22 protein-coding genes are annotated in these 20667 nt (G+C 63.5%); 5 read left to right on the top strand and 17 right to left on the bottom strand.

Annotated features, from left to right (window positions below):
* Nucleotides 1-99 precede the first annotated feature (99 nt).
* The 8 genes from KI243_RS26250 to metG all read right to left on the bottom strand — a co-directional run bounded on the left by KI243_RS26250 (nt 100) and on the right by metG (nt 6966).
* Nucleotides 100-279, bottom strand: coding sequence for a hypothetical protein (locus KI243_RS26250; RefSeq protein ID WP_017126307.1), 180 nt, complete (start codon nt 277-279; stop codon nt 100-102).
* Nucleotides 280-386: 107 nt separating this feature from the next.
* Nucleotides 387-1025: an endonuclease III gene (gene nth, locus KI243_RS26245; protein ID WP_017126306.1), complete on the bottom strand. Its 639-nt coding sequence runs from the start codon at nt 1023-1025 to the stop codon at nt 387-389.
* A 7-nt stretch (nt 1026-1032) separates the two neighbouring features.
* Nucleotides 1033-1638, bottom strand: a complete 606-nt coding sequence (locus KI243_RS26240; protein ID WP_042935325.1) for an Rnf-Nqr domain containing protein — start codon at nt 1636-1638, stop codon at nt 1033-1035.
* A complete protein-coding gene (locus KI243_RS26235) occupies nt 1631-2230 on the bottom strand; it encodes an RnfABCDGE type electron transport complex subunit G (protein ID WP_017126304.1) in 600 nt (199 codons plus the stop codon). Before KI243_RS26235 ends, KI243_RS26240 begins: the two co-directional genes overlap by 8 nt.
* Nucleotides 2227-3228, bottom strand: coding sequence for an RnfABCDGE type electron transport complex subunit D (locus KI243_RS26230; RefSeq protein WP_103033030.1), 1002 nt, complete (start codon nt 3226-3228; stop codon nt 2227-2229). Before KI243_RS26230 ends, KI243_RS26235 begins: the two co-directional genes overlap by 4 nt.
* Nucleotides 3215-4219: an electron transport complex subunit RsxB gene (gene rsxB, locus KI243_RS26225; protein ID WP_177119167.1), complete on the bottom strand. Its 1005-nt coding sequence runs from the start codon at nt 4217-4219 to the stop codon at nt 3215-3217. The genes KI243_RS26230 and rsxB overlap by 14 nt, the downstream gene beginning before the upstream one ends.
* On the bottom strand, nt 4216-4803 hold the full coding sequence (locus KI243_RS26220; protein WP_177084384.1) for an Rnf-Nqr domain containing protein: 588 nt from the start codon (nt 4801-4803) through the stop codon (nt 4216-4218). The genes rsxB and KI243_RS26220 overlap by 4 nt, the downstream gene beginning before the upstream one ends.
* Nucleotides 4804-4914: 111 nt before the next feature.
* Complete coding sequence (gene metG, locus KI243_RS26215; protein ID WP_177084394.1) at nt 4915-6966, bottom strand: methionine--tRNA ligase; 2052 nt, start codon at nt 6964-6966, stop codon at nt 4915-4917.
* 184 nt (nt 6967-7150) lie between these two features.
* Here metG and apbC point away from each other — a divergent pair, with 184 nt between their 5' ends.
* Nucleotides 7151-8245 (top strand): iron-sulfur cluster carrier protein ApbC, encoded by a 1095-nt coding sequence (gene apbC / locus KI243_RS26210; RefSeq protein WP_177084396.1) that lies wholly within the window; start codon nt 7151-7153, stop codon nt 8243-8245.
* A 235-nt stretch (nt 8246-8480) separates the two neighbouring features.
* Here the strand turns inward: apbC and KI243_RS26205 are convergent, their stop codons facing one another.
* On the bottom strand, nt 8481-8690 hold the full coding sequence (locus tag KI243_RS26205; protein ID WP_002554837.1) for a cold-shock protein: 210 nt from the start codon (nt 8688-8690) through the stop codon (nt 8481-8483).
* A gap of 386 nt (nt 8691-9076) precedes the next feature.
* On the opposite strand from KI243_RS26205, the gene dcd reads away from it, so the two are divergent.
* The 3 genes from dcd (at nt 9077) to KI243_RS26190 (ending at nt 10921) form a co-directional block, all read left to right on the top strand.
* Nucleotides 9077-9643 carry a dCTP deaminase gene (gene dcd / locus KI243_RS26200; RefSeq protein ID WP_017126297.1) on the top strand — a complete coding sequence of 189 codons (567 nt, stop codon included), beginning with the start codon at nt 9077-9079 and terminating at the stop codon, nt 9641-9643.
* Nucleotides 9644-9750: 107 nt separating this feature from the next.
* Nucleotides 9751-9957 carry a hypothetical protein gene (locus KI243_RS26195; RefSeq protein ID WP_017126296.1) on the top strand — a complete coding sequence of 69 codons (207 nt, stop codon included), beginning with the start codon at nt 9751-9753 and terminating at the stop codon, nt 9955-9957.
* Nucleotides 9958-10084: 127 nt separating this feature from the next.
* A complete protein-coding gene (locus tag KI243_RS26190; protein WP_017126295.1) occupies nt 10085-10921 on the top strand; it encodes a transporter substrate-binding domain-containing protein in 837 nt (278 codons plus the stop codon).
* Between the two features lie 171 nt (nt 10922-11092).
* Here KI243_RS26190 and KI243_RS26185 read toward each other — a convergent pair whose 3' ends face one another.
* The 6 genes from KI243_RS26185 to KI243_RS26160 form a co-directional block, all read right to left on the bottom strand.
* A complete protein-coding gene (locus KI243_RS26185) occupies nt 11093-11857 on the bottom strand; it encodes an ATP-binding cassette domain-containing protein (RefSeq protein WP_017126294.1) in 765 nt (254 codons plus the stop codon).
* A 7-nt stretch (nt 11858-11864) separates the two neighbouring features.
* Nucleotides 11865-12983: a succinylglutamate desuccinylase/aspartoacylase family protein gene (locus KI243_RS26180; protein ID WP_177084400.1), complete on the bottom strand. Its 1119-nt coding sequence runs from the start codon at nt 12981-12983 to the stop codon at nt 11865-11867.
* A gap of 11 nt (nt 12984-12994) precedes the next feature.
* On the bottom strand, nt 12995-13705 hold the full coding sequence (locus tag KI243_RS26175) for an ABC transporter permease (protein ID WP_017126292.1): 711 nt from the start codon (nt 13703-13705) through the stop codon (nt 12995-12997).
* On the bottom strand, nt 13702-14430 hold the full coding sequence (locus tag KI243_RS26170; RefSeq protein ID WP_017126291.1) for an ABC transporter permease: 729 nt from the start codon (nt 14428-14430) through the stop codon (nt 13702-13704). The genes KI243_RS26175 and KI243_RS26170 overlap by 4 nt, the downstream gene beginning before the upstream one ends.
* A 56-nt stretch (nt 14431-14486) precedes the next feature.
* Nucleotides 14487-15266 carry a transporter substrate-binding domain-containing protein gene (locus tag KI243_RS26165; RefSeq protein WP_042935322.1) on the bottom strand — a complete coding sequence of 260 codons (780 nt, stop codon included), beginning with the start codon at nt 15264-15266 and terminating at the stop codon, nt 14487-14489.
* A gap of 326 nt (nt 15267-15592) precedes the next feature.
* Nucleotides 15593-18046 (bottom strand): penicillin acylase family protein, encoded by a 2454-nt coding sequence (locus tag KI243_RS26160; protein ID WP_017126289.1) that lies wholly within the window; start codon nt 18044-18046, stop codon nt 15593-15595.
* Nucleotides 18047-18238: 192 nt separating this feature from the next.
* On the opposite strand from KI243_RS26160, the gene KI243_RS26155 reads away from it, so the two are divergent.
* A complete protein-coding gene (locus KI243_RS26155) occupies nt 18239-18790 on the top strand; it encodes a cysteine hydrolase family protein (RefSeq protein ID WP_177084402.1) in 552 nt (183 codons plus the stop codon).
* Between the two features lie 4 nt (nt 18791-18794).
* Here the strand turns inward: KI243_RS26155 and KI243_RS26150 are convergent, their stop codons facing one another.
* Both KI243_RS26150 and KI243_RS26145 read right to left on the bottom strand, forming a co-directional pair.
* On the bottom strand, nt 18795-19577 hold the full coding sequence (locus tag KI243_RS26150; RefSeq protein WP_212810064.1) for an ABC transporter ATP-binding protein: 783 nt from the start codon (nt 19575-19577) through the stop codon (nt 18795-18797).
* Entirely contained in the window at nt 19574-20632 is a 1059-nt protein-coding gene (locus tag KI243_RS26145; protein WP_177084588.1) for an iron ABC transporter permease, read from the bottom strand. The genes KI243_RS26150 and KI243_RS26145 overlap by 4 nt, the downstream gene beginning before the upstream one ends.
* Nucleotides 20633-20667 lie beyond the last annotated feature (35 nt).

Below are 20667 nucleotides of genomic sequence, written 5' to 3'. Positions count from 1 at the left end.
GAGTTGACGACCACAGGGTCATGAAGGCGGTACGGCAGGCGAGTCGTCATAGCCAAAAAGCCTCCGATAAGGAGGCTTTTGAGGGGGGATCTACATCACTTACAGGTCAAAATCGTAATCAGCCAGCTGCTTTTGCAGGCGGCGTTCTTCCAGCAGGTTGTCGATGGTGCGACGCTTGCTCAGATTGGTCTTCGCTACCTCCACCGGAGGTTCTGTTTCGTCCGAATCGACCTGCATCAGGTCGTCCTCTACATCCAGTGCTTCTTTATCGGTACTCATAAAGTCAACTCCGGGCTAAGACTGCCGTTGGCGCTCCTTATAACGATAATTACCTGTCGGGTAAAAAAGATTTTTTCAATCGACTTATCAATAAAAGCAATAGCGGCTCAATCGTCGGATGTCTTGTGCTTGTATTCGCACAGGTCTTCGATCCGGCAACTGCCACAGCGCGGCTTGCGGGCCTGGCAGACGTAGCGCCCGAGCAGGATCAGCCAGTGATGGGAGTCGAGCAGGTATTGTTTTGGCACGAATTTCATCAACTGCTTTTCCACTTCCACCACATTTTTTCCCGGGGCCAGCCCCGTCCGGTTGCTCACTCGGAAAATATGCGTATCGACCGCCATGGTCAGTTGCCGAAAGGCCGTGTTGAGGACCACGTTGGCGGTCTTGCGGCCGACCCCGGGCAGGGCTTCGAGTTCTTCCCGGGTCTGCGGGACCTGGCTGCCATGGCGTTCGATCAGCAGACGGCAGGTCTCGATGACGTTTTTCGCCTTGCTGTTGTAGAGGCCGATGGTCTTGATGTACTCGGACAGGCCCTCAACCCCCAGCGCATGGATCGCCTCGGGCGTATTGGCTACCGGGTATAGCCGGGCCGTGGCCTTGTTCACGCCGACGTCGGTGGCCTGGGCGGAAAGAATCACGGCGATCAGCAGCTCGAACGGCGACGAGTAGGCCAGTTCGGTCTTGGGCTCTGGATTGTCCTCGTGGAGCCGGCGGAAAATCTCCAGGCGTTTGGCGGCATTCATGGGGCAGTCATTTCCTTTGAAGCACTTGGTTTGAGGTTGAACGCAGGGTCCAGGCTTTTTTTCCGGCCAGCAGCAGGCCCAGCAGGAGGAAGGCTCCCGGGACCAGTCCTGCAAGGTGCAGGCCGTTCTCGGCGGCGAACAAGGTGATGGGGCCGTGGCTGGCGGCTCCGGTCCACCATTGCAGATGATCCAGCAGCGTACCGTTCGCCAGTAGCTCGCGCAGCAGGCCCAGGCTGGCCAGCAGGACGCCGAAGCCCGCGAACAGGCGGATACTGTCGTTCAGCCTGCCCGGTTGGAAGAAGCCCAGGTGCTCGAGCGCCAGGCACTGCACGCTGAGCAGCGCCAGGTAGATACCCAGGGCCTGACAGAGCTCCCAGGACCAGGCTTGCAGTCCCAGGGACACCAGGCTGACACTACCGGCCGCCAGCAGAACATGTGCCGGCCACACCAGTTCCGGGTGGATCCAGGGCTTCAGCGCGCGACCCGTTGCCGTATAGATCAGGACCACGGCCACGCTCGCCAGCCATAACGAGATCGCCTTGACCAGCAAGTCGCTGGCTCCGAGCAGGGGCGGGAGCATCAGTGAGCCCGGCAACAACCTGGTGCTATTCATGGCCGCTGCCTCCCAGCAGTTGATCCCGGTGTTCGTCAAAATAACGCAGGGCATCGTGAATCGCGTTGAGCGCTGCCCGGGAGGTAATCGTCGCCCCGGCCATCGAATCGAATTGCCCGCCGTCCTGTTTCAGGTCCCACGCCGCGTCGGGTGTGTCGCTCCGGGACTTTCCGAGAAATCCACTCAGCCAGGCATTGCCTTCTTCGGCGATCCTGCCGCCCAGTCCCGGTGTCTCCTTGTGCGACAGGGTTTTCACCCCCAGCAGTTTGCCGCTCGCGCCGATGCCGACCAGCAGTTCGACAGGGCCGCCATAACCCTGGGCGGTGCTCTGGAGTATCACTGCCACCGGTTGCCCCTGCTGCAGCATCCGATAGCCGCGTATCAGGCTGCTGTGGGGCAACGGCTCAGCGCTCAGTGCCAGTGGTTCCTGCCGATACTCGCCGGCCGGCAGCACCTGCGCCAGGGCCCGGGTCTGAATCGCCTGCTGCTGCGCCTGGATTCGTGGTGTCGCCTGCTGGTGCAGTTCCCAGGTCAGGCCGGCGACCAGCGCCGCCAGCAGTGTCAGGACAAACAGCGAGCGTGTTCTGCTCATGGCGCCACCCGCTTAGAGCGGGGCAAGGACCAGCGCTCCAGCGTCGGGACCATCAGGTTCATCAGCAGCACCGCGAAGGCCACGCCATCGGGGTAGCCGCCCCAGGTGCGGATGATGTAGGTGAGCAGCCCGATGCCGGCGCCGAACAGCAGCCGGGCCCTGGCACTCCTGGGGCCTGAAACCGGTTCGGTGGCGATGAAGAACGCGCCGATCATGGTGGCGCCGCTCAGCAGGTGAAACACTGGCGAACCGTTGGAGTCCGAGCCGGAGCCATTCCAGCAGACCAGGCTGATGAGGAACAGGCTGCCGAGCATTCCGACCGGGGCGTGCCAGCTGAACACCCGTTGTTTCAGCAGAAACAGGCCGCCGGTCAGAAAGGCCAGGTTGACCCATTCGGCTCCTTTGCCGCCCCAGTGGCCGAACGCGCCCTGGGTGGCGAACAGTTCCTCCATCGTCAGGCTCTTGTTGATCCGCAGCGTATCCAGGGCGGTCGCCTGGGCCCAGGCATCCGGCTGCCCGGCGAGATGAAAGCCCAGTACCTGCTGCAAGCCGCCCAGCAGGTCCATTCCATGGGAGGCGGGCCAGTGGGTCATGGATTGTGGAAACGCCACGAGCGCCAGGGCATAGCCCAGCATTGCCGGATTGAAGGGGTTCCTGCCGACTCCGCCATACAGGTGTTTGCCCGCCAGCAGGGCGCCGGCGCTGGCAAACACCGGCAGCCACCAGGGGCTGTAGGGCGGCAATGCCAGTGCCAGCAGCGTGGCGCTGACCAGGGCACTGCCGTCCATCAATGCCGGTCGGATCGGTCGTACCCGCAGGCGCAACACGCCGGCCTCCACCAGCAGCGCGGTGATCGCGCACAGCAGCAGGTTGATCAGCACGCCCCAGCCGTACCACAGGAACAGGGTCAGGGCAGCGGGCAGCGTGGCGAGCAGCACCCAGCGCATGGCTTGCTGGAGGCGCTCGTCCGGCTCTGCGCCGGCTTCACGGCGTAGCATGGGCGTCGACCTGGCGCTGGGCTTCCTCGAGCCGACGCTGGGCGTCTTCCAGCGCCTGCCCCGAGGTTTCCGGATCCCGCTGCAGCTTGCCCAGTTCGGCGCGGCGCATGGCCAACTGGATCTTCGCGCGCTTGAGTTCGGCGTCCCCGGGGGCGGCGGGGACGGGAGGCGGTGCACTGCTTTCCAGGCGGGCCAGGGCCTGTTCCGCGGCCTCGAACTGCTGCTGGAGGATGACCAGTTGGGCGGCCTGTTCGGCAATGGGCGGATGACCGAAGGCCTTCAATGATTTGTTCAACTGCGCCCGGCTCATGGCCAGGTCGATCCGGGCTTTTTTCAGCGCGGCGTCGGAGTCGAGCGCTTTTTGCGCCTTGACCCGCTCCAGGGCGGCCTTGACCGGATCGCTGGTCCCGCTGTCCGTCTGCGTCGGGCGCGGCACGCGCGCCTGGCGTTCGGCGTGGCGGCGTTCTTCTTCGGCGTGCAGGCGCGTATTGCGCTGGTCGAAGCGACGACGGGCACGCTTGCGCTTTTCGCTGCGGGCCTGCTGTTGTTCGGCATTGAAGGCCAGGCCGCCGACAATCGGGACGACCTCGGCCAGCGGCAGCGGGTGCATTTCAATGCAGTCCACCGGACACGGCGCGACGCACAGGTCGCAACCGGTGCATTCATCGATGATCACCGTATGCATCAGTTTGGCCGCGCCGACGATGGCATCCACCGGGCACGCCTGGATGCACTTGGTGCAGCCGATGCACTCGGCCTCGCGGATAAAGGCGACCTGGGCGGGCGCGGTGCCGCGCTCCGGGTCCAGTTCCAGCACGGGCACCCGCAGCAGGCCGGCGAGGGCGGCAATGGTTTCACTGCCGCCCGGCGGGCACTTGTTGATGGGCTCGCCCCGGGCGATCCCTTCGGCGTAGGGGTGGCAGCCCGGATGACCGCATTTGCCGCATTGGGTCTGTGGCAGCAGCGCGTCGATATGTCGAATCAGACTCATGGTTTGACCAGTCCGTTGAAGCCGAGAAAGGCCAATGCAATGAGGCCGGCGCTGATCAGTTCGATCGGCAGCCCGCGAAACGGCAGGGGCACTTCTTCATGATAGGTGCGTTGGCGCAGGTCGTTGAATAGTCCCAGGACCAGCCAGAAACCCAGCCCCGTGCCCAGGCCGAGCAGGGCCGCGTGGCCCGCGCCATGGTCGTTCTGCGTGCTGGTCAGGGCCAGGCCGAGGATGCCGGCGTTTGCCAGCAGCAGCGGCCAGAGCCCGTCGAAAGGCAGGCCCGGTAGCCAGCGCGCCAACAGCTTGAGGCTCGGGCCGATCAGCGCGACGCTGAGCGGCAGGAACACCAGCAATTGCAGGGCGCCCAGGTCCAGCGGCAACAGCAGCAGGTGATAGAGGCTGTAGTTCAGCAGGGTGGCGACCAGCATCAGCCAGGTGGTGGCGATACCCAGTGCGTGCAGCTTGCGTCGTTCGGTTCCTGGCGCGCGTGTCGCCTGCAACAGCGGATCGACGGCCAACGGCCATTGCAACACGACGTTGTTGATCAAGGCGGCGCTGACAAGGATGAGAAGAAGGTCGGTCATGATCGTGCCGGGTGAACGGATAGCAGTGATTATCCGGCAAGGAGGCGGGCTGCACTAGTTATGAAGCGTCGCGAGCCACGATTGTGCGTGGCTCGCGGGGCAGGGAGGGGCTTACTTGATCCGCTGTCCGGGCTTGGCGCCGTTGTCCGGGCTCAGCAGGTAGATTTCCTCGCCGCCGGGGCCGGCAGCCATCACCATGCCTTCGGAGATGCCGAAACGCATTTTCCGCGGCTTGAGGTTGGCGATCATCATGGTCAGGCGACCTTCCAGCTCGGCCGGGTTCGGGTAGGCGCTCTTGATGCCGGAGAACACATTGCGTTGCTCGTCGCCGATATCCAGGGTCAGGCGCAGCAATTTGTCCGCGCCCTCGACCGCTTCGGCCTTGACGATCAGCGCGACGCGCAGGTCGACGGCGGCGAAGGTGTCGAAGTCGATCTCCGCCGACAGCGGGTCCTTCGTCAGTTCGCCGTTGCCTTGCGGGGCGGCGCTGCCGGTGTCGGTCTGGCTGGCGGCGAGGTCTTCCTTCGAGGCGTCGGTCATGGCCTGCACTTTTACCGGGTCGATGCGGGTCATCAGCGGCTTGAACTCGTTCAACTGATGGTTGCCGAGCAGGGTGGCGTGGTCATTCCAGGTCAGCGGCGCGACGTTGAGGAACGCCTCGGCATCAGCGGCCAGCAGCGGCAGCACCGGCTTGAGGAAGATGATCAACTGGCGGAACAGGTTGATGCCCACGGCGCAGACGGCCTGGACCTCATCCTGCTTGCCTTCCTGCTTGGCCAGGGACCACGGTGCCTTGTCGGCGATCCAGGCGTTGGCGCGGTCGGCCAGGGCCATGATTTCACGCATTGCCCGGGCAAAGTCGCGGGCCTCGTAGGCTTCGGCGATGCTCGGGGTGGCGGCGAGGAACGCGTCGGTCAGTTCCGGGGCGGCGTTACCCGCGACCAGCACGCCGGCGTTGCCCTTGTGGATAAACCCGGCGCAACGGCTGGCGATATTCACCACCTTGCCGACCAGGTCCGAGTTGACCTTCTGCACGAAGTCTTCGAGGTTCAGGTCGAGGTCGTCGACACCCTTGCTCAGCTTGGCTGCGTAGTAGTAGCGCAGGTATTCCGGCGACAGGTGGTCGAGGTAGGTGCGGGCCTTGATAAAGGTGCCACGGGACTTGGACATTTTCTGGCCGTTGACGGTCAGGTAGCCATGCACGTTGATCCCGGTCGGCTTGCGGTAGCCCGCGCCTTCGAGCATGGCCGGCCAGAACAGGGCGTGGAAGTTGACGATGTCCTTGCCGATGAAATGGTACAGCTCGGCGGTGGAGTCCTTGCCCCAGAACGCGTCGAAGTCCAGGTCCGGGCGGCGTGCGCAGAGGTTCTTGAAGCTGGCCATGTAGCCGATCGGCGCGTCCAGCCAGACATAGAAGTACTTGCCCGGCTCATCGGGGATCTCGAAACCGAAATACGGTGCGTCGCGGGAGATATCCCACTGCTGCAGGCCGGCATCCAGCCACTCGGCGATCTTGTTCGCCACGGCGTCCTGCAGGGAGCCGCTGCGGGTCCAGGTCTGCAGCATGGCCTGGAAGTCCGGCAGCTTGAAGAAGAAGTGCTGGGAGTCCTTGAGCACCGGGGTCGCACCGGAAATCGCCGATTTCGGATCTTTCAGGTCGGTGGGAGCGTAGGTGGCGCCGCATTTCTCGCAGTTGTCGCCGTACTGGTCTTCGGTGCCACATTTCGGGCAGGTGCCCTTGATGAAGCGGTCCGCCAGGAACATCTGCTTTTCCGGGTCGAAATACTGGGTGATCGAGCGCGTGGCGATATGCCCGGCCTCGCGCAGGCGCAGGTAGATCTGCGTCGACAGTTCGCGGTTTTCTTCGGCATGGGTCGAGTGGAAGTTGTCGAACTCCACCAGGAAGTCGGCGAAGTCGGTGCTGTGCTCGACCTGGACGTTGGCGATCAGCTGTTCCGGGGTGATGCCTTCCTTTTCCGCGCGCAACATGATGGCCGAGCCGTGGGCGTCGTCAGCGCAGACGTAGATGCATTGGTTGCCGCGGTGCTTCTGGAAGCGCACCCACATGTCCGTCTGGACATACTCGACCATGTGGCCAAGGTGAATGGAACCATTGGCATAGGGCAGGGCGCTGGTGACGAGGATCTGGCGTGGCTCGGACATGGGGCTCGGCTACTTGAAGTGAAACGGAGACCGAACACTATAAAGCGCCGGCGCACATAATTCACCCCTGGCGAGGACCCGGCGGCGGGCCCGACCGCCACAATTGCTGTCGGAACCTGCTTTCGGCTGTTCAGAACGGTTACGATAGCTGCCTGTTTTACTCAGTCTTTTTCGGGAGTTGCCCATGAGCGCAGTCAATCGCGCAGCGGTGGAGGCCGTCCTTCGCCAGTACACCGACCCTTATCTGAACCAGGATCCGCTCAGCGCCGGGTGCGTGAAGGCCATCGATATCCAGGCTGACCGTGTCAGCGTCCGGCTCGAGCTGGGGTATGCCGCCGGCCTGTTCAAGAGCGGTTGGGCGCAGATGCTGCAAATGGCGATCGAAGGCCTCGACGGCGTGGCCTCGGCCAAGGTCGAGATCGAGTGCGTGATCGCCGCGCACAAGGCCCAGGCGCAGATTCCCGGCCTGGCCAACGTGAAGAACGTGGTAGCGGTGGCGTCGGGCAAGGGCGGCGTGGGCAAGTCCACCACGGCAGCCAACCTCGCGCTGGCGCTGGCCCGTGAAGGCGCGCGGGTGGGGATTCTCGATGCGGACATCTATGGCCCGAGCCAGGGCGTGATGTTCGGCATTGCCGAAGGCACCCGGCCGAAGATCAAGGACCAGAAGTGGTTCGTGCCCATCGAATCCCACGGTGTGGAAGTGATGTCCATGGCGTTCCTGACCGACGACAACACACCGATGGTCTGGCGCGGGCCGATGGTCTCCGGCGCACTGCTGCAACTGGTGACCCAGACCGACTGGGGCAACCTGGATTACCTGGTGATCGACATGCCGCCGGGCACTGGCGACATCCAGCTGACCCTGGCGCAGAAAGTCCCGGTGGCCGGCTCGGTGATCGTCACCACGCCGCAGGACCTGGCCCTGCTCGATGCGCGCAAGGGCGTGGAGATGTTCCGCAAGGTGAATATTCCGGTGCTGGGCGTCGTGGAAAACATGGCGGTGCATATCTGTTCCAACTGCGGTCATGCCGAGCACCTGTTCGGCGAGGGCGGTGGCGAGAAGCTGGCTTCGCAGTATGGCGTCGAACTGCTGGCGTCGTTGCCGCTGTCGATGGTCATCCGTGAGCAGGCCGATGGCGGCAAGCCGACCGTGGCCGCCGATCCCGATGGCCAGATCGCCATGGTCTACCAGGAACTGGCACGGCACGTGGGCGCGCGGATTGTGTTGCAGGAAGCGGGCAGCCAGGCGATGCCGAACATCACCATCAGCGACGACTGATACCAGTCCACCTCGATCGAGGTGGAATGCAGTACCCGTAGGAGCCGGCTTGCTGGCGATTGCAACCTGACAGTCGACATCGCTGTTGTCTGATAAGCCGCCATCGCCAGCAAGCCGGCTCCCACGGTTTTGTGGCATATGGGCTGATGCCTTGCAGGCGCCGACAAAAACACCCGCCCACAAAAAAGCCCCGCGTCTCGTGAGAGAGCGGGGCTTTTTACTGGATCAGGACAAGTTAGATAACTTGAACTTCTTCAGCTTGCATGCCTTTCTGACCGCGGGTAGCGATGAAAGAAACCTGTTGGCCTTCTTTCAGGCTCTTGAAGCCGTCGGATTGGATTGCTTTGAAGTGTACGAACAGATCGTCACCGGATTGTGGAGTGATGAAGCCGAAGCCTTTTTCATCGTTGAACCACTTAACGGTACCGGTTTGGCGATTAGACATTTGATGTCTCCTTGGACAAAGTTAACTGCGACTCAGGAAAAGCCCTGGCCGAGACTGAGTGCAAAGAGCAGGAAAAATTCTTGGAGATGGTTGGATCGAAATTCAACATCGTGTAGAGATTCTCAGTGACACAAGCAGCACAGTGGCGCCACCTTAACCCTTTTTCCGGAACGTGCCAATGGTCTTTGCCAAGGTTTCGCCTATTTCATGACTGACGGCGGCCGGCGGGGCCCGCAAGCGCCTCCGTTCAGCGGCCTGACGCTGCTCGGCGGGCCGCTGCGGCAAGGCTATTTTGGCGCAAATCGGCGGCGGACTTTGAACCCCGCGCCGCGCCCCGGTAAGATGCCGGACAGAATTTCTCCACCTCGCTATTCAGGACACCCGCCATGAGCATCAAATCGGACAAGTGGATTCGCCGCATGGCGCAAGAGCACGGCATGATCGAACCCTTCGTCGAGCGCCAGATGCGTGGCGAAGGCGCTGACCGACTGATTTCCTTCGGGGTGTCGAGCTATGGCTACGACGTGCGTTGCGCCGATGAATTCAAGGTGTTCACCAATATCAACTCGGCGACCGTCGATCCGAAAAACTTCGATGAGAAGAGCTTCGTCGACATCAAGAGCGACGTCTGCATCATCCCGCCGAACTCCTTCGCCCTGGCCCGTACCGTCGAATACTTCCGGATTCCGCGCAATGTGCTGACCATCTGCCTGGGCAAGAGCACCTATGCCCGCTGCGGCATCATCGTCAACGTCACCCCGCTGGAACCCGAGTGGGAAGGCCACGTGACACTCGAGTTCTCCAACACCACCACGCTGCCGGCGAAGATCTATGCCAACGAAGGCGTGGCGCAGATGTTGTTCCTGGAATCCGACGAAGAGTGTGAAGTCTCCTACAAGGACCGCGGCGGCAAGTATCAGGGCCAGCGCGGCGTGACCCTGCCGCGCACCTGACGAAGGGCGCTGCCCCCGAGGGAATTCCTGGACGGTGGCACACTCTATTGGGTGTACCGCCTCGGTTGGCGCAAGGCCGGCCGGGCCACAACGTTCAGGAGTTGCCCATGAAGATCGATCCAAGCATCAGCGCCCAGCTGGCGAAACTGGAACCCAATCAAGTGGGCCTGCTGGCCTGGTCGTTGCTGGCTCATCCCCACAGCCTGGCCGGGGGCATTCCGGGCCAGCCCGATCCCGACACCCCCAACGAGCAACCCACCGAGCCGGGCGAGCCGACCCTGCCCGACGAGCCCCCACCCGTTCCGGTCGCCTGATGGGGTGAAGCCCCGACCCGCGGATGGCGCCAGGCTGTCCGAGGGTCGCTTGCCCGAGCCCTTGCAGGTAGTCTGCTCCAGTGCTTCCAGCGCACCCATGGATACCAGACTATAAAAAGGGCCGCCTATGACGTTTTCCATTCCCTCGGGTTTTTCCCGAGTCCTGCTCGCCGCGCTGCTGCTGGCCGGTACCGCCGCCGAAGCCGCACAGCCGATCCCTCCCGTGCCCCAGCAACTGGCCTTCAGCCGACTGGACCAGATTCTCCAGCAGGGCGTGCTGCGGGTCGGCACCACGGGGGATTACAAACCCTTCAGCTACAAGACGAGCGAGCGTTTTATCGGCCTGGATATCGAACTGGCCGAAGGCCTGGCGAGTTCCCTGGGCGTGCGCCTGGAACTGGTGCCGACCACCTGGCCGACGCTGATGAGCGATTTGCAGGCCGATCGCTTCGACCTTGGCATCAGTGGCATCTCGGTGAATATGGAGCGTCAGAAGCAGGCGTTCTTCTCGCAGCCTTACCAGCGTGACGGCAAGACGCCGATCACCCTCTGTTCACGGCAGCAGGCGTTCCAGACCCTGGAGCAGATCGACCGGCCGCAAGTGCGGGCCATCGTCAACCCCGGCGGGACCAATGAGAAGTTCGCCCGGGCCAATCTCAAGCAGGCGCAGATCGTGATGCACGAGGACAATGTCACCATCTTCCAGCAGATCGTCGACGGCAAGGCCGACCTGATGATGACCGATGCGGTGGAGACGCTGGTGCAGCAGAAACTGCATCCGGAACTGTGCGCGGTGCATCCGGACCAGCCTTTCGACTTTTCCGAGAAGGCCATGCTGCTGCCCCGGGACATCGTGCTCAAGCAGTACGTCGACCAGTGGCTGCACCAGGACATGGAAAGCGGGCGCTTTGCCAAGCGGCTGCAGAAGTGGCTGGCCTACCCCTGGCAGGCCGCCCACAACTGACGGCACAGCCCCTCCAGTGCAGGGCTGTGCTTTGGTGGGAGCCGGCTTGCTGGCGATAGCGCTCGCACGGTCGCTGGCATTCTTGTGGAATGGCCGCCTGCGGCGGATCGCCAGCAAGCCGGCTCCTACAGTGCGGGGTCTTCCCACAGTGACCTTTTCAGGGGCGAGGGGTTACTTCAGGTTGCCGCTGAGGAACTGGCGCAGCCGCTCGCTTTGCGGATTGCCCAGCACATCGTCCGGCGCGCCCTGTTCTTCCACCAGGCCCTGGTGCAGGAACAGCACCTGGCTCGAGACCTTGCGCGCAAAGCTCATTTCGTGGGTGACCATGATCATGGTCCGGCCTTCTTCGGCCAGGCCCTGGATCACCTTCAGCACTTCGCCCACCAGCTCCGGATCGAGGGCCGAGGTCGGCTCGTCGAACAGCATCACTTCCGGTTCCATGGCCAATGCGCGGGCAATCGCCACGCGCTGCTGCTGGCCGCCGGAGAGAAACGCCGGGTACTGGTCGGCAACCCGGGCCGGCAGGCCGACCTTGTCCAGATAGCGGCGGGCGCGCTCCTCGGCGTCCTTCTTGCTGACACCCAGCACCCGGCGCGGGGCCATGGTGATGTTTTCCAGCACGCTCATGTGGCTCCACAGGTTGAAGTGCTGGAACACCATCGCCAGGCGGGTGCGCAGGCGCTGCAGCTCGGCGTCGTCGGCCACGCGCATGCCGTGCTTGTCGTTGACCATGCGGATCACCTGGCCGTCGAGGCTCATGGCGCCGTCATTGGGCGTTTCCAGGAAGTTGATGCAGCGCAGGAAGGTACTCTTTCCCGAGCCGCTGGCACCGATCAGGCTGATCACGTCACCGGTCTTGGCCTTCAGCGAAACGCCCTTGAGCACCTGGTGTTCGCCATAGCTCTTGTGCAGGCCTTCAATGGTCAGTTTGTACATGGGCACCTCAAGGAGAAAGTAGATAGCCGCTGCGATAGGCCTCGCGGCCGGCAACATGGGCGACGACCATACCGGCGGTCGCCATGCGGCGCAGCGAGCGGGCGTAGAGCAGGCCCGCGGTGCTGCAATGAATGGGGGTGACGCGGTCGCTGATCGGGTCGATGACCTCGGCGATCAGTTGCCCGGCCTCCAGGTATTGCCCCGGCAGGGCGCTGAACACCAGCAGTCCGCCCACGGGGGTGGCGACCGGCTCCACGCCGGCCAGCGGCGTGGCCGGGTACGGCAACTCCGGCAGGGGCGCGACATCGCCCTCGATGATGCCGAAGTGGGTCAGGTAGTCGATTATCGCCTGGCAGTCGAGGCCCGCCAGCGGGTGATTGACATCGCCCTGGCCGCGCAGCTCGACGGTCACCGAGAAGCTGCCCTGGGGGATGGCGAAGCGATCGCCGAAGCGTTGCTGCAAGTCCCACCAGAGCAGGGTGAAGCATTCGTCGAACGACTGGCCGCCCGAGTCGGTCGCCAGCAGGCTGGCTTCGGAACCGATGTAGCGTGCCAGCGGTTCCACCTGCGGCCAGGCTTCGGGCGTGGTGTACAGGTGGGCCACGGCTTCGAAGTCGCAATGCAGGTCGAGCACCATGTCGGCATCGCAGGCGATGCGCTGCAGGGCCAGGCGCTGGGATTGCAGCTGGGTGGCCGGCACTTCGGCCGCCAATGCGGCCTTGAGCAGTTGGCGAATCAGCCGCAGGTTGTGCTGCGGGTCATCGTTGAGCAGGGTTTCCAGCTGATTGCCGATCTCGTCGCTGAGGTCGATGAACCAGCGGTTGAAGTTCTGCCCGCTTTCCAGCTCGTAGCGACCCAGGGGCACATCCATCAGCACCTGTTCCAGGCCGACAGGGTTGGCTACCGGCACCAGCACGATTTCGCCGCGCAGGCGGCCGTCCCGTTCCAGTTCGCCCAGGCGCTGCTTCAGATGCCAGGCCACCAGCATGCCGGGCAGTTCGTCGGCATGCAGGGACGACTGGACATAGACCTTGCGCCCGGCCTGTTCCGGACCGAAGTGAAAGCTATGGATCTGGCGGGCGGTGCCCGGTACGGGGGCCAGCAGATCGTGAGTGACATGACGCATGCGCGGGAGTCCTAGTGAGCCGGGCCGAGGAAGGCCAGCCAGCGGCGCTCGGCCAGCCGGAACAGGCCGACCAGGGTGAAGGTGATCGCCAGGTAGATCACCGCGGCGATGCCGAACGACTGGAAGGTCATGTAGGTCGCCGAGTTGGCGTCCCGGGCGATCTTCAGGATATCCGGGATGGTCGCGGTAAAGGCCACGGTGGTGGAGTGCAGCATCAGGATCACTTCGTTGCTGTAGTACGGCAGCGAGCGACGCAGGGCTGATGGCATGATCACGTAGGCATAGAGCTTCCAGCCGCTGAGACCGTAGGCCTTGGCCGCTTCGACTTCACCATGGTTCATGCTGCGGATCGCCCCGGCGAAGATCTCCGTGGTGTAGGCGCAGGTGTTCAGGGCGAAGGCGAGGATGGTGCAGTTCATCGCGTCGCGGAAGAACGAATTGAGCAGCGGCTGGTTGCGCACCGCTTCCAGGCTGTAGATCCCGGTGTAGCAGATCAGCAGCTGGATATACAGCGGCGTGCCCCGGAACAGGTAGGTATAGAACTCCACCGGCCAGCGGATACGGCGCTTGGGCGAGACGCGGGCGATGGACAGCGGGATCGATACGAGGAAGCCGATGAAGATCGAGGCGCTGAGCAGCCACAGGGTCATCGCCAGGCCGGTGATGTGCTGGCCGTCGCTGTAGAGGAACGGACGCCAGTATTGTTCGAGGAGTTCGATCATCGTACGGCCTCCCGGGCACCGGCGGCATAACGCCGTTCAAGCCAGCGCAGGACATAGTTCGAGGCACTGGTGATAAGCAGATAGATCAAGGCGGCGAGTACCAGGAAATAGAACAGTTGATAGGTGCTCTTGCCGGCATCCTGGGCGGCCTTGACCAGGTCGGCGAGGCCGATGATCGAGACCAGCGCGGTGGCCTTGAGGATCACCATCCAGTTGTTGCCGATGCCCGGCAGGGCGAAGCGCATCATCTGCGGGAAGGTCACGAAGCGGAAGCGCTGGGCACGGGTCAGGCCATAGGCGGTGGCGGCTTCGAGCTGACCGCGCGGCACGGCGAGAATCGCCCCGCGAAAGGTTTCGGTGAAATACGCACCGTAGATGAAGCCCAGGGTGATGACCCCGGCGGCGAACGGGTCGATTTCGATGTATTCCCACTCCATGGCGTCCGTCAGGGTGGAGAGCCAGGTTTGCAGGCTGTAGAAAATCAGCAGCATCAGCACCAGATCGGGCACCCCGCGAATCAGCGTGGTGTAGAGCTGGGCCGGAATCCGCAGCAGGGAGATGCTGGAGAGTTTGGCACTGGCGCCGAGCAGGCCGAGCAGGACGCTCACCAGCAGCGACAGTATCGATAATTTGATGGTCATCCAGGTGCCATCCAGCAGGATCGGGCCGAAGCCCCTCAGGCTGAAGGCGGAAAGCCCCAGGGTTTGCAGGAGGTTGTCGAACATGAACAGATGCCTTTGGCTGTCAAGAAAGCGCCCCCGTCGAGGGGGCGCCCAGGGGATTATTTCCCGCTATACAGGTTCAGATCGCCAAAGTGTTTTTTCTGGATTTCGGCGTACTTGCCGTCCTTGTGTAACGCTTCGATACCTTTATCCAGCAGTGCCTTGAGGTCTTTGTTACCTTTTTTGATACCGACGGCGGTTTTTGCCGGCAGCAGCGGATCGTCGATTGCCTTGCTGACTTCGTAGCCAGCACCGGCCGGCGACTTCAGGAAGCCCAGCTCGGCCTGGAGCATGTCCTGGACCGAGGCGTCGAGGCGACCGGAGACCAGGTCGGCATAGACCTGGTCCTGGTTGGCGTAGGCCTTGGTGGTCACGCCAGCCTTGTCCAGCACGGCCTTGGCGTAGGCTTCCTGGATGGTGCCTTGCTCGTAACCCACGGATTTGCCCTTGAGGGACTCAGGCGTGGAGTAGCCTGCACCTTTTTTGAACACCAGGGACGTCGGGCCGGAGAATAGCTCGCTGGAGAAGTCGATGGCTTTCTGGCGGGCTTCGGTCACGGTCATCGACGAGATCACGCCGTCGAATTTGTTGGCGTTGAGGCCGGGGATCATGCCGTCGAAGTCACTTTCGACCCATTTGCACTTGACCTTCAGCTCGGCGCAGATGGCGTTGCCCAGGTCGATGTCGAAGCCAACCAGGCTGCCGTCGGCGGCCTTGGATTCGAACGGCGCGTAGGACGGGTCCACGCCAAAGCGCAGTTCCTTGTATTCCTTGGCCGTGGCGACGCCGGCGGCCATGCAGAGAGCCAGTGCAGAAAGGGTCAGCAATGCTTTTTTCATTATTCAATCCCTAAAAACCAAGATGAGCGCTTGTGGCGCACTAAGTACTGTTACTGGAACGCGTATGACTCGGTAAAAGTAGCAATTTCCGAACCAGAGTCCCGAACGAGCGTTTTAAAAGGCAGGAATATGGCTACGAGCCAGCTAATCATGCCCGAAATCGGGCAGCAAAAAACAAGTGCGCCATATTGGTGCGATAACGCTATGGAAGATCGTTCCCACGCTCTGGGTGGGAACACCTCTCCGCACGCTCTGCGTCCGCTGTCGTGACGCGCAGCGTTACTGCTTGCATGCCTTTGCTGCGCGCGGGAACGATCATGCCGGGATTACTTGCCCGGCGTCAGCGTCAGGCGTGTAGTGCCGTAGGCCTTGTCGAGGTTCTGCGGCTGCATGGGGAAGCTGACATATTGCGCCTTCAACCAGCCATCGATGCCATTGGCATAGTACGGGCTAGCCGGGTTGCCGGACTGGCCGGGGCTTTGCTGGCCCATCATCGGCTCGATCTGGCCGAAGTCGACGATCAGCCGCAGCGCCGGCGCCAGGGTGGTATCGAAATTCGAACCGCCCCACAGGTAGGCCGCAGTGTTCAGGGTGGTATGGTCGCCACCGGCCTGGATCGGACCACGGATTACCTGGCCGCTGGCGTTCTTCCACTCATAACGGTGCAGCTTGCCCCATTGCCAGGCCTTGTGGTCGGCCCCCAGCTGGCTGTCGCCGGCCGTGATCGCCGCCGCCAGGCTGCGCGCCAGGATGGCTGGCTTGTCTTCTTTCTGTGGGGTGCGGCTGTCATCCCAGAACGGGCTGTCTTCGCGCCCCAGCAGGTGATCGGCCTGGGCCGAGTAGGAGAGCCGGCCATTGGCGATAAATGCCTGCCATACCGGTCCGTTTTCCGGGCCGAGCTTGTCGAGGAAGATCTGTTTCAGGCTTTCCTGCAGGAACAGCTCATACAGCGCGGCATCGGCCGAAGTCGGGCTGAGCTTGCCGTCGAACGCCATCAGGCGGCTGAAGGCTTCCCGAGCCTTGCCACGCTCGACTTCGGGCAGCGCATCGATGGCCTGCTTGAGCGGCTGGGCCATGCCCGGGGCCTCGAACATCTTCTTCAGCTTGTTGGCGAAGGTGGTGCTCTGGTCGTACTGCATCGCGATGACGCTGCGGGTGTCCTGCTTGCCGGAGCCGGCCAGTTCCGCCAGGCGTTCGCCACGCTCCGGGTAATACCAGGAGTTGGACAGTTGCATGCCGTAGCCCTTGGCCGCCGTGCGCTGGTTCGCCGTGCCCAGCCAGCCCTGCTGCGGGTCCTGGTCGTAGGGGTGAAGCATCGCGTCGGCATAGCCGTCCCAGTCGAAGCGGCTGTCCCAGCCCGGCGACGGGAACAGCCCTTCGCCTTCGCGCCGGTTCGGGTAGCGACCGGTGACCTGCCAGCCGATATTGCTGGCGTCGGCGAAGATCATGTTCAGGGCGATGGCGCGGATCTCGCGGCTGGCGTCCGATGCTTTCTCGGTGGTCTGTGCCCGGGACAGGTCGAAGAACGCATCGAGGCTCTTGTCGTCCTTGAGCGACGGGGTCTGCAATGCCAGGCCATAACCGTTGGCCAGCGGTGTATCGCCCAGGGCACTGTTGAGCAGGGGTCCGTGGCGGGTTTCGAAAACGGTTTCGCGGATCGAACGCTGGCCTTTGATAAAGAAGGTTTCGTTGCGCACGATGGCCGGCAGCCATTTGCCGTCGGCTTCGTAGTAGAGCGCATTGCCCTGGCGCTTGAGTTTTTCCAGGAACAGGTCCTGGTTGTCGCCGAGTACCGCGGCCATGCTCCAGGCCACCTTGCCGTTGAAGCCGGAAAGGATCGCCGGCAGGCCAGCAATCGAGGCGCCGGCGGCCTGGTATTTCGGCGCGCGGATCTGCACGTAGTTCCAGGCCGCGGGGGCGCTGGTCGGTTGTTGCAGGTCGGCGGCCAGCAGGCTTTTGCCGCTGCGGCTGCGTTGCGGGCCGATGGCCCAGTTGGTCGAAGTGCCGGCGCCGAAGCCGTTGAGTGCCGCCACTTGTCCGGCAGCCTTGCCGACGGCGCCCAGCCCGGCAATCTGGCTCAGGGCCACGCCCTTGAGCTTGTCCGCATCAGCCTGGGGCAGGGGTTCGTCCGGCGCGGTCGGGGTCAGCCAGGCGAGCTTGTCGATACCGACCTTCTGCGCGATCAGCAGCGACGAGATCTCTTCCGGCAGGTTGGCCGAGAGCTGGAAATTCAGCAGGCAGAAAATCAGCGCGGAATCTTCCGGCTTCCAGTATTCGGGCGTATAGCCGCTCTGGGCCAGATCCGCCGGCAGCTTGTCGCGGTAGCGGAACAGGTAGGCGTTGACGCCCCGCGCATAGACTTCGAAGAAGCGCTTGAGCCGCGGCGACGCAGCGTTGTACAGCTCGCCGGCACTTTTCTTCAGGTTGACCGCGCGCATGAACCGGTCGGTATCCAGGGCATCGGCACCGTTCATCTCCGCGAGGCGACCCTGGGCCAGCAGGCGCAGGGTGACCATCTGGGTGATACGGTCGCTGGCGTGGACGTAGCCGAGGGTGAACAGCGCGTCATGGAAGGTGTTGCTTTCGATCAACGGTATGCCGACGGCATTGCGCCGCACCGACACGTTCTGCGCCAGTCCCTTGAGCGGTTGCACGCCGGAGGTCGGCGGCAGGCTGTCCTGGGTGTTCCAGGCCTGGCAGCCGCCCAGGCCGAGCAGGCCTGCCACGGCGGCGGCAACGCCACATTTGTGAAGAAAAGGGGGAAAGGCTGGCGAGGCCATGGCAAGGCTCCTGCGGGGGTAGCGTCAGTAAAGGCGCTACGTTAGTGAGCAGGAGGAAGCCGCGCAAGACGGGGGCTGCGCTTATTTTCGAGTTTTGCGCAATCCGGAGTGTTTTACGCCCGATGACTTGTCCGATGAACGCTCTTGGTGCTCAACTGCGAGTCTCCAGGACAGATAACGAGGGCACAGGGGATGGTGGCTATCGGGGACCGCGCGGCATTGATCGTCATCGATCAGCAGCAGGGCATTCTTCAGCCGCGACTCGGACCACGGAACAATCCGCAGGCCGAAGATCGTATCGCCGGGTTGCTGCACCACTGGCGCGCCAACGCTCGCCCGGTGATCCATGTGCAGCATCTGTCCCGCTCGCCGGAGTCGGTGTTCTGGCCGGGACAGTCCGGGGTGGAGTTCCAGGAGCGGTTTCGACCGTTGGCGGGGGAGTGGCTGGTGCAGAAGGAGGTGCCGGATGCCTTTTGCGCCACCGGCCTGCAGATCCGTCTGCAAGAGGCGGGCATCGACCAGTTGGTCATCGTCGGCGTCGCCACCCACAACTCCGTGGAGGCGACGGCGCGCACCGCCGGCAACCTGGGGTTTGCCACCTGGGTGGTCGAAGATGCCTGCTACACCTTCGACAAAGCCGACTTCTTCGGCCAACCGCGCAGCGCCCGGGAGGTGCACGCCATGTCCCTGGGCAACCTGCATGGCGAGTACGCGACGGTGGTGTCCAGCGGCGAGTTGCTGTGAACGGCTAGCCGACGGCTTCGTCCACCAGGACTTGCAGGGTGTCCCGCGAGCAACGTTCGATCCTTGCCCGCACGCCATATACCTCGGCGAACAGGCGGGTATCGAGAATATCCCCGGGGGCGCCGCTGGCGAACAGTTGTCCCTGGCGCAGCACCGCGAGGTTGTCGGCATAACGCGCGGCGAGGTTGATATCGTGCAGCACCACCACGGCGATCAACCGGTGTTCGCGCACCAGTGACTGCACGCAGGCCATGACTTTCAACTGGTAGTTGAGATCCAGGGCGCTGGTGGGTTCGTCCAGCAACATTACCTTCGGTCGCCGGGCGATCAACTGCGCCAGGCTGACCAGTTGGCGCTGGCCGCCGGACAAGGTGCTCAACCACTGGTCCGCCAGGTGGGTGATGCCGATGCGCTGCAGGGCCTTGAACGCTTCGTCCAGGCATTCGGCGCTGGACAACTGACCGACGCGCAGGGCTGCGATCACGCTTTCCAGCACGCTCAGGCTCAGGCCGGGCGGCAGGTTCTGCGGCATGTAGGTCACCCGACGCGCCCGTTCGGCGACCGACAGGCGGGTCAGGTCTTCACCTTGCAGGCGCACGGCGCCGCTCATCTTTTCCAGGCCGGCGATCCCGCGCAACAGGGTCGACTTGCCGGCACCGTTGGGGCCGATCAGGGCCGTCAGGGTACCGGGTTGCAGCATCGGCAGGCTCAGGTCGCGCACCACCTGGCGCCGCCCGTAGCCGATCAGCGCATGCTCGACCCGCAGGCCGTGTTCCTGCTCGCTCATAGCTGCCTCCCGCGCTTGAACACCAGCAGCACGAAGATCGGTACGCCGACCAGTGCCGTGACAATCCCCACCGGCACTATCACCCCGGGCATGATCAGTTTGCTGGCAATCGACGACAGCGACAGCAGCAAGGCGCCGACCAGGGCGCTGGCGGGCAGCAGGAAACGTTGGTCTTCGCCCACCAGGATCCGCGCGATATGCGGACCCACCAGGCCGATAAAGCCGATGGTGCCGACAAACGCCACCGCCGTCGCCGACAGCAGGCTGATGCGCAGCAGCGAGGCGAAACGCAGGCGCTTCACATCGACACCGAAACTCATCGCGCGATCCTCACCCATGCGCAGCAGGGTCATGCGTGGCGCGGCGGCAAAGGAGAAGGGCATGACCACGACTATCACCAGCGCGAGGATGCCCAGCTTGTCCCAGTTGGCCCGGGTCACGCTGCCCAGGGTCCAGAACACCAGTTGTTGCAGCACGTCCTCGGTGGCGACCAGTTGCAGCAGCGCCACCACCGCGTTGCAACTGAACACCAGGGCGATACCGAACAGCACCAGGCTTTCCACCCCGGCGCCGCGCAGTCGCGACATGGCTTGCAGGAGAAACACCGAGGCGGCGGCGAAGACAAAGGCCGACAGCGAAATCGCCGCGTTGTTCGACAGCCAGGCGCTGGAGATCGGAAACACGATCACCAGCGAGGCGCCGAGGGCCGCGGCGGAAGACACGCCCAGGGTGAACGGGCTGGCCAGCGGGTTGTTGAGGATCGCCTGCATTTCCGCGCCGGCCAGGGACAACGCGCAGCCCACCAGCACGGCCATCAGGGTGTAGGGCAGGCGCACGTTCCAGATGATCACCTGGTCGGTCAGACTCAGGTGGGCTGGATGCAGCAGGCCGTCGAGCAGGGCCGGCAGGCCCATGCCGGACGGGCCGCTGGCCAGGTCGACCAGGATCGCGCAAAGCAAGGCGCCGCCCAACAGCACCAACAGCCACAGGCGGCGCAGCAACAGGCGGCGATAACCCTGGCTGGCGCTTGCCAGGTCCAGGGGAGAAGCACTCAGGGATGTACTCATCGTCATGCAGGCTTGTCGCACTC

Origin of the sequence: Pseudomonas sp. Ost2, assembly GCF_018326065.1 — a bacterium.
GTDB lineage: Bacteria > Pseudomonadota > Gammaproteobacteria > Pseudomonadales > Pseudomonadaceae > Aquipseudomonas > Aquipseudomonas gingeri.
This window is presented reverse-complemented; position numbering and strand designations above follow the sequence as displayed.